This window comes from Rhodococcus sp. P4_F3_2 (assembly GCF_056401335.1).
The window spans coordinates 1-6,836 of record NZ_JBFUJN010000072.1; the positions used below are offsets into that span (position 1 = coordinate 1).

Consider the following 6,836-nt stretch of genomic DNA (forward strand, 5'->3'; position numbering starts at 1 on the left):
CGCCGCCGCTACCCATCCGGGTGCCGCGTAGCTTGCAGCATTTCGAGTCCGGTCGCGACGCGCCTGAAATCTTTGAGGAGGCGATGAGCCGTGTCAGATATCTACGGTCTGCCCGACACCAATGGCCGCAACGAGGGCGATACGTGGACCGGACGGCTCTGACACCGCTCGGTCAAGCTCGCCTTCCTTCCACGGTCAATGGGGCATTACGGTGTGTCACAGGGCTGGCCCTTCTTGCTCGAGAACGGCTATGTCGCAATTCCCATTCTCGCGCTGAGGACCAGCCCGTCTACTTCAGTCCCGCGTCAGCAACGTCCATACCCACAACACCTAGACAGTCATGGAGAAATGGTTGAAATCCATCCCCACCGAATAAGCCCGTTTTGTCTAGATTCACCGATTTACCTGTTACCTTGTGTTCTCGTGGGTGGATGAACCGATCCGGTCGAGCAAGACACCTCGTAGAGTCCGGATCTCCCCCGCGAAAGGGGAGCGATGCGCCGGATACGGAAGATATCGACAGCAGCAGTGACGTGTGTACTCGCGTCGACCGCGGTCTTGGGGGCGACCCAGGCTCATGCATCCCCGTGGGATTGCAACGTCACCGGCAGCTTGGATCAATCAGGTGGGCCGACCAATCCGATTCCCTGGCTCAACGGAACGGACGGGAAACTTCCGGAACTGCAGGGCCGCACCTCGGCGGTCGAGTACATCACCGGCGCGCTCAGCCCCAACCAAACCGTCGAGCGGTTCAACGTTCTCGGCACGGATCTCGGCATCATGTGGGACAACGGCGCAGGTCAGGTCCTGACAGCCTTCGGCGACACCGTCGGAATCGGATCTGACCCCCTGTGTTCCGGGGTGGTCGGTGACTGGCGCAGCAACGTCCTGTTCCGTAGCTCGGACGGAAATCTGTCCGACGGTATGAACATCGACTCCTCGCCGACCGACCGGCCGAATCACTCGCGCGAGATCATCGGAAGTCTGAAAGTCACCGGCGTCGAAACCAGCAGCATTCCGACGACGGGTATCTCGGTGGGCGGCGTTCAATACGTCAATTACATGTCGATCCGCTCGTGGGGAGGGTCGGGCGAGTGGGTCACCAACTTCTCGCAGATCGCGTCCTCACACGACAACGGTGAGACCTGGCAGGTCGAACCGGCTTCGTCCCGGCCCAATCTGCCGTTGACGGGTAACGACAACTTCCAGATGGGTTCCTTCGTCAAAGACGGTGGTTATGTCTACAACTTCGGGACCCCCGCGGGACGTTTCGGCGAGGGGCGCCTCTCGCGGGTCAAGGAAGCCTCCATCGCGGACGTCGCGGCGTACGAATACTGGGACGGAAAGGCATGGGTCCCCAACAATCCCGCTGCCGCTGCGGTGGTTCTCGACGGGGATGTCAGCGAACTGTCGGTGCAGTACAACGACTATCTCGGCAAGTTCGTCGCGATGTACTCCAACGAGTGGGGAGCGCTGGTGCTGCGGACGGCGTCGGACCTGACCGGCCCGTGGAGTGCACCCGACGTAGTGATCGGCACCGACGAGGTTCCGGGACTCTACGGCGCGTACATGCACCCCTGGTCACAGGGGCAGGACCTCTACTTTCTCGCCACCACCTGGTCCGACTACAACGTGATGCTCATGAAGACCACGCTGCACCAGTGAACCGGATGGTTATCGTTGAACGGTGAGCACCACCGACAATGCGCTACTGATCACCGCCCTTCGAGACGTGTTGGTGGGACCACTACCCGAAATCGGCCGACGATTTTCGACGTTGATCGCGGACATGGCGCCGCACACTTCCCTGGTGATCTTCACCCGTGAATGCACTGGTAGGCCGCGCAAGGTCGCCGGGGATCCAGCCGTCGTCGATCGTGTGACCATCGCTGAACTCGACCGTATCCGTACGGATCTCACTGTCGGACAGATCTTTCGGGGAAAATGCGCTGTCGCCGGCCGGGACCGTGAGGTGCTCGCGATGCTTGATCGAACCGATACGCTTCTCGTTCTGACGCCGCACCCCGTACCGGTGAAGACAGCATCCCTCGAATTGATCCAGGCACTGTTCGCAGTGACTGCAACCGGAATTCAGCTCCAGGTCCGGAACGCGAGCCCGGCATATCTCGCCGAGTCGCGGGCAGCGTCGTCCGAGCGTGCGCGCACCGTGGCAGAGATGACGGAGGTGCATGCGGCCACCCTCGAGACGATGCTGGCGACGCTGCGCTCGGCGGATCTCGACGACACACGTGCGCGAACCTCGGCCAGGGAGACTGCGGCTTCGGCCCTGATCGGCCTGCGTTCAGCCGTCGACGTGCACCGCGAGTTGGCCGAGGAGTCGACCACCACGGCTTTTGCGCGGATGCGTGGGGAATTGCGTTCGCTGCTCAAGCATCGGGAAATCGCGTTGGAGTTGGTGGAGCCACCCGTCGACGGGCGTGGGTTACCAGGTGAAGTGGCGCACGGCGCCCGCGCGGTCGTCCGCGGCGCGGTCTTGGCCTTGTCGGATCAGCAGATGCTCTCGCGTATCCGGGTGGCCTGGACGCTCGACGCGGCTTCACTCTCGATCGACATTCGCGACGACGGCGGCGGCGAAGCCGACGTGGTTGACGTTGAACGCCAATTGCGTTCGAGGGTAGAGACTTTGGGTGGAACCGTCGAATCCGAGTCGACGCCCGGGTGGGGGAACCGGATCAGCGCAACCATCCCGCTCGACGCCCCCGTCGCCCTACCGAACCGCGACGTCCTCACCGAACTGGCTCCGCGGGAGTTCGAGGTACTCGAGCATCTGGTGGCCGGACGGCGCAACAAGGCGATCTCGGAGCGCCTCGGCGTCAGCGAGAGCACAGTCAAGTTTCATGTTGCCGGGGTCCTGCGGAAATTGGGCGTCGAGAGTCGGGGTGCGGCGGCCGCCGCGGGCGCGGAGGCCGGCGTGAAGCCTGCACCCTAGTCCTTTCGGCCAGGTCGGTCAGTCAGTTCGACCAGGGTTGCGGGCACCTGCTTCGGGCTAACCTTTCAACGAGTGCACATATCGCAATGTGAAAACACGGCGCCATGTGACGACACGTCCTCAATCGCACGAAGCCAGGAGCAAAGCCATGCCACAGCAGGTACGCGGCGTCATCGCCCGATCCAAGGGTGCCCCCGTCGAAATCGTCCCCATCACGATTCCCGACCCCGGTGCCAACGAGGTAGTGGTCGCCATTGCAGCGTGCGGTGTGTGCCACACCGACCTGACCTACCGCGACGGCGGAATCAACGACGAGTACCCGTTCCTGCTCGGGCACGAGGCGTCGGGCATCGTCGAGAGCGTCGGCCCCGGTGTCACTCACGTCGAGGTGGGCGACTTCGTCGTCCTCAACTGGCGTGCAGTCTGCGGGCAGTGTCGTGCGTGTAAGCGTGGCCGCCCGCAGTACTGCTTCGACACGTTCAACGCCGAGCAGAAGATGACGCTCGAAGACGGCACCGAACTGACGCCGGCACTCGGTATCGGCGCATTCGCAGACAAGACGCTGGTTCACGAAGGCCAGTGCACCAAGGTCGACGCCTCGGCCGATCCGGCTGTGGTCGGACTGCTCGGTTGCGGTGTCATGGCCGGCATGGGTGCCGCGATGAACACCGGCAACGTCGGACGCGGTGATTCAGTGGCCGTGATCGGGTGTGGTGGTGTCGGCGACGCAGCGATCATGGGTTCACGCCTGGCCGGCGCCAATACCATCATCGCCATCGACCGGGATCCGCGAAAGCTGGAGTGGGCCACGGAACTTGGTGCCACACACACGATCAATGCCACCGAGGTCGACGACGTCGTCGAGGCAGTCCAGGAGCTGACCGGAGGTTTCGGTGCCGACGTGGTTGTCGACGCAGTCGGTCGCCCGGAGACCTGGAAGCAGGCGTTCTACGCCCGCGACCTCGCGGGAACTGTAGTGCTGGTGGGTGTTCCGACGCCGGACATGAAGCTGGAAATGCCGCTGGTGGACTTCTTCTCGCGCGGCGGAGCCCTCAAGTCGTCGTGGTACGGCGATTGCCTGCCCGAGCGTGACTTCCCCGTTCTGGTCGACCTGTACCAGCAGGGGCGTCTGCCGCTCGAGAAGTTCGTCAGTGAGCGCATCAAGCTCGACGAGGTGGAGAAGGCCTTCGAGACGATGCACCGCGGCGAGGTCCTCCGTTCGGTGGTGGTCCTGTGACATTGCGTGTCGATCGCGTCGTCACCTCGGGCACGTTCAGCCTCGACGGCGGAACATGGGACGTCGACAACAACATCTGGCTGATCGGTGACGACAACGAAGTGGTAATCGTCGACGCAGCTCACACCGCGCAGCCGATCATCGACGCTGTCGGCGGACGCAAGGTGATCGGAATCGTCTGCACCCACGGTCACAACGATCACGTCACGGTTGCGCCGGAGCTGGCCGAGAAGCTCGACGCTCCGATCTACCTGAACCCGGCCGACGATGTGCTCTGGGAGATGACTCACCCCGGGGTGAAGCATCTGAGCTTGGAAGATGATCAGCGTATTGCTGTGGCGGGCACGGATATTCTGGCCATCCACACACCCGGCCATTCCCCGGGGTCGACGTGCCTCTACCTGCCGGAGGCCGGCGAACTGTTCAGCGGCGACACCTTGTTCTCCGGTGGACCCGGCGCAACGGGGCGCTCGTACTCCGATTTCCCGACCATCATCGGATCGATCCGCGACAAGCTGTTTGCCTTACCTGCCGAGACCAAGGTTCACACCGGTCACGGTGACGGCACGACGATCGGCACCGAGGCGCCGCATCTCGAAGAATGGATCCGCGCCGGATCCTGATGTGATCAGAAGTGAAGTGGGGACGCCGGTACCGGCGTCCCCACTTTTTGTCACAACGCTGATGCCCAACCGGCGGTGTCGTTCTCACCCGGGATTGCCATCAGGCCGTGCCACAGTTCGAGGATCTCGAACCATTCTGTCTCGGATCGGCTGAGGGGACGTACAGATTCGTAGCCGGCGCGCAGGCTCTGCCGTACCGCGATCGGGGTCGGTCGCCAATCGGTGAACAGGGTGCCCAGATAGACGCTTGCCTTGGCCAGGTCGCTCACCCGGTGGTCGATCACCACGTCGTCGAAGTCGAGTACTCCGGTGGTCCGAGAGTTTCGAGTCAAGATGTTGGCTGCACGGAAGTCGTTGTGTACCAGTTGAATTTGGTCATCGAGCTCGGACGCACGCGCCAGGAGGCCCCCGAGCCTACGCGTTGCCTCAGGCGCGAACCCGCGGTCGAAATTCTCGAGCCAACCACCGATGCGCTCCTTCAACCCGGTGCTGCGCGACGAGAAAACCGATCCGTCGACATGGGTGGCGCCGAGCGTTCGGTGTATTTCTGCCAGACATGCTCCTGCCGAACGGACCGCCGCGTGGTCCTGCACGTCCAACCAATCTCCCGCCAACTCCGGCAGTACGGTGAACGACACTGCGCACGAAGGACCTTCCAGTGTTTCCCAGGCCAGCAGTGTTTCCCGGACCAGCAGTGTTTCCCGGTCCAATCCGTTCAGGGACGTGATCGGCGACGGAACGGGCACGCCCTGCGCGGCGAGTGCGCTCAGCAGGCGCGTCGACGCCTCCAGGTTCTCGAAGCGCTCTGTGGCGCGCGACCACTTCACCACCAGCCCACCTCGGTCGCTCGCAACCCACACAATCGCGTTCTGGTCACTGATCGCCATTCGCGAGCACTCGAGGGCCGTCAATCCCCAAGTCTGCTCGAGTACCGCCGAGACCCAATGGGTGGCTGCGCCAAAGCTGTTGAATCCGAATCGCTCCTCCAGAGCGGCTTCCGGCTCCACCGACTCCCAGAGCATGGACAACCCGAGTGGCAACATGCTGTCCGACTCTAGTGCGGTGGAGGATATCTGAGTAACGTGTCGTGCTTTGCCATTCCTGGCTAACGAATAAGTTTGGGGTTCGACGAAAGAGCCTGGCAGATCATACTTTAACACTAGTTTGGCTGGCACTTTCGAATGATCTTTTGTGACTGTAGTCGGTCTGCCTCAAAAAAACTGATATCTGTTCTAGTGTGGCTCTGCGGTGACGAACGGAAAGTGGAATCAGGTTTTGACGAAGTCTTGATTCCATGAAGCCTGTGAACTTCGGGCGTCGTGGTGCGGTGCAATCGACACAGGCTCATGTTGCTGCGAGCTGAGAATCTGACACGGCGAATGGCGCGTGTCGCGGAACGAGAGGTAGGAGCGCACGATGTCAGCTGACCTTCTGGCTGCACTGAGGACCCTGATTACCGGGGTGGCACCCATTCTTGGGGGCTCAATAGACATTTTGAACACGATGTCTACCAACGACTATTCGAACGAAGGGTGAGCGGTATGGAATCCGTCGCAGAGGCGACGTCATCGTTGGGCGAGACAGTTGCCCAGATGCTGCCGACATTGTTTTTCATGTTGATTCAACGTCCACTCGAACTTTCGATGGGCTTCTGAGGGGAAGGTAAGGCATGTCGCTTCAGCCAATTATGAGTGATTCTTTGGGGCTTGCTGCAATGGTGTGGCCTGCTCTCTCTGAATACCTCACCGCATTTCTGATCTCTCTATCCTGAGAAGGAGTACAAAGATGTCGTCAGACTACTGGGCAGGGATGGTCAATCTCATGTCGAGTTTCGTTGGGGTTGTATTGTTCGGCCTCAGCACTGCTTCCGCCGAAGGTGCGGGCTGGTCCAGCGCAGAGTCGCTCAGCGCCGGCAGGTGACGCCACTTGATTGGTGGACGAATTCACCAATCTCGTAGCTCGAAAGATGTTTCGGCACAAGTGTTTTCTGAAGTTGATTGATGAGGTGGGCGCACGTGGTGCGCCC

General features: G+C 61.6%; 6 protein-coding genes. 5 read left to right on the forward strand and 1 reads right to left on the reverse strand.

Annotation, left to right across the window (positions count from 1 at the left end; genetic code table 11):
- Window positions 1–495 precede the first annotated feature (495 nt).
- The 4 genes from AC1DWA_RS32485 (at window position 496) to AC1DWA_RS32500 (ending at window position 4,810) form a co-directional block, all read left to right on the forward strand.
- Window positions 496–1,665 (forward strand): DUF4185 domain-containing protein, encoded by a 1,170-nt coding sequence (locus AC1DWA_RS32485; protein WP_019745686.1) that lies wholly within the window; start codon window positions 496–498, stop codon window positions 1,663–1,665.
- A gap of 22 nt (window positions 1,666–1,687) precedes the next feature.
- Window positions 1,688–2,950, forward strand: coding sequence for a helix-turn-helix transcriptional regulator (locus AC1DWA_RS32490; protein ID WP_019745685.1), 1,263 nt, complete (start codon window positions 1,688–1,690; stop codon window positions 2,948–2,950).
- A 148-nt stretch (window positions 2,951–3,098) separates the two neighbouring features.
- Entirely contained in the window at window positions 3,099–4,187 is a 1,089-nt protein-coding gene (locus tag AC1DWA_RS32495) for an S-(hydroxymethyl)mycothiol dehydrogenase (RefSeq protein ID WP_007730860.1), read from the forward strand.
- The gene (locus AC1DWA_RS32500) at window positions 4,184–4,810 is read left to right on the forward strand and encodes an MBL fold metallo-hydrolase (protein WP_007730862.1); all 627 of its coding nucleotides are present in this window, start codon (window positions 4,184–4,186) and stop codon (window positions 4,808–4,810) included. The genes AC1DWA_RS32495 and AC1DWA_RS32500 overlap by 4 nt, the downstream gene beginning before the upstream one ends.
- Window positions 4,811–4,860: 50 nt before the next feature.
- Here AC1DWA_RS32500 and AC1DWA_RS32505 read toward each other — a convergent pair whose 3' ends face one another.
- Window positions 4,861–5,853 (reverse strand): phosphotransferase enzyme family protein, encoded by a 993-nt coding sequence (locus AC1DWA_RS32505; RefSeq protein ID WP_019745684.1) that lies wholly within the window; start codon window positions 5,851–5,853, stop codon window positions 4,861–4,863.
- Between the two features lie 742 nt (window positions 5,854–6,595).
- Here AC1DWA_RS32505 and AC1DWA_RS32510 point away from each other — a divergent pair.
- Window positions 6,596–6,730 (forward strand): hypothetical protein, encoded by a 135-nt coding sequence (locus tag AC1DWA_RS32510; RefSeq protein WP_019745682.1) that lies wholly within the window; start codon window positions 6,596–6,598, stop codon window positions 6,728–6,730.
- Window positions 6,731–6,836: the final 106 nt, after the last annotated feature.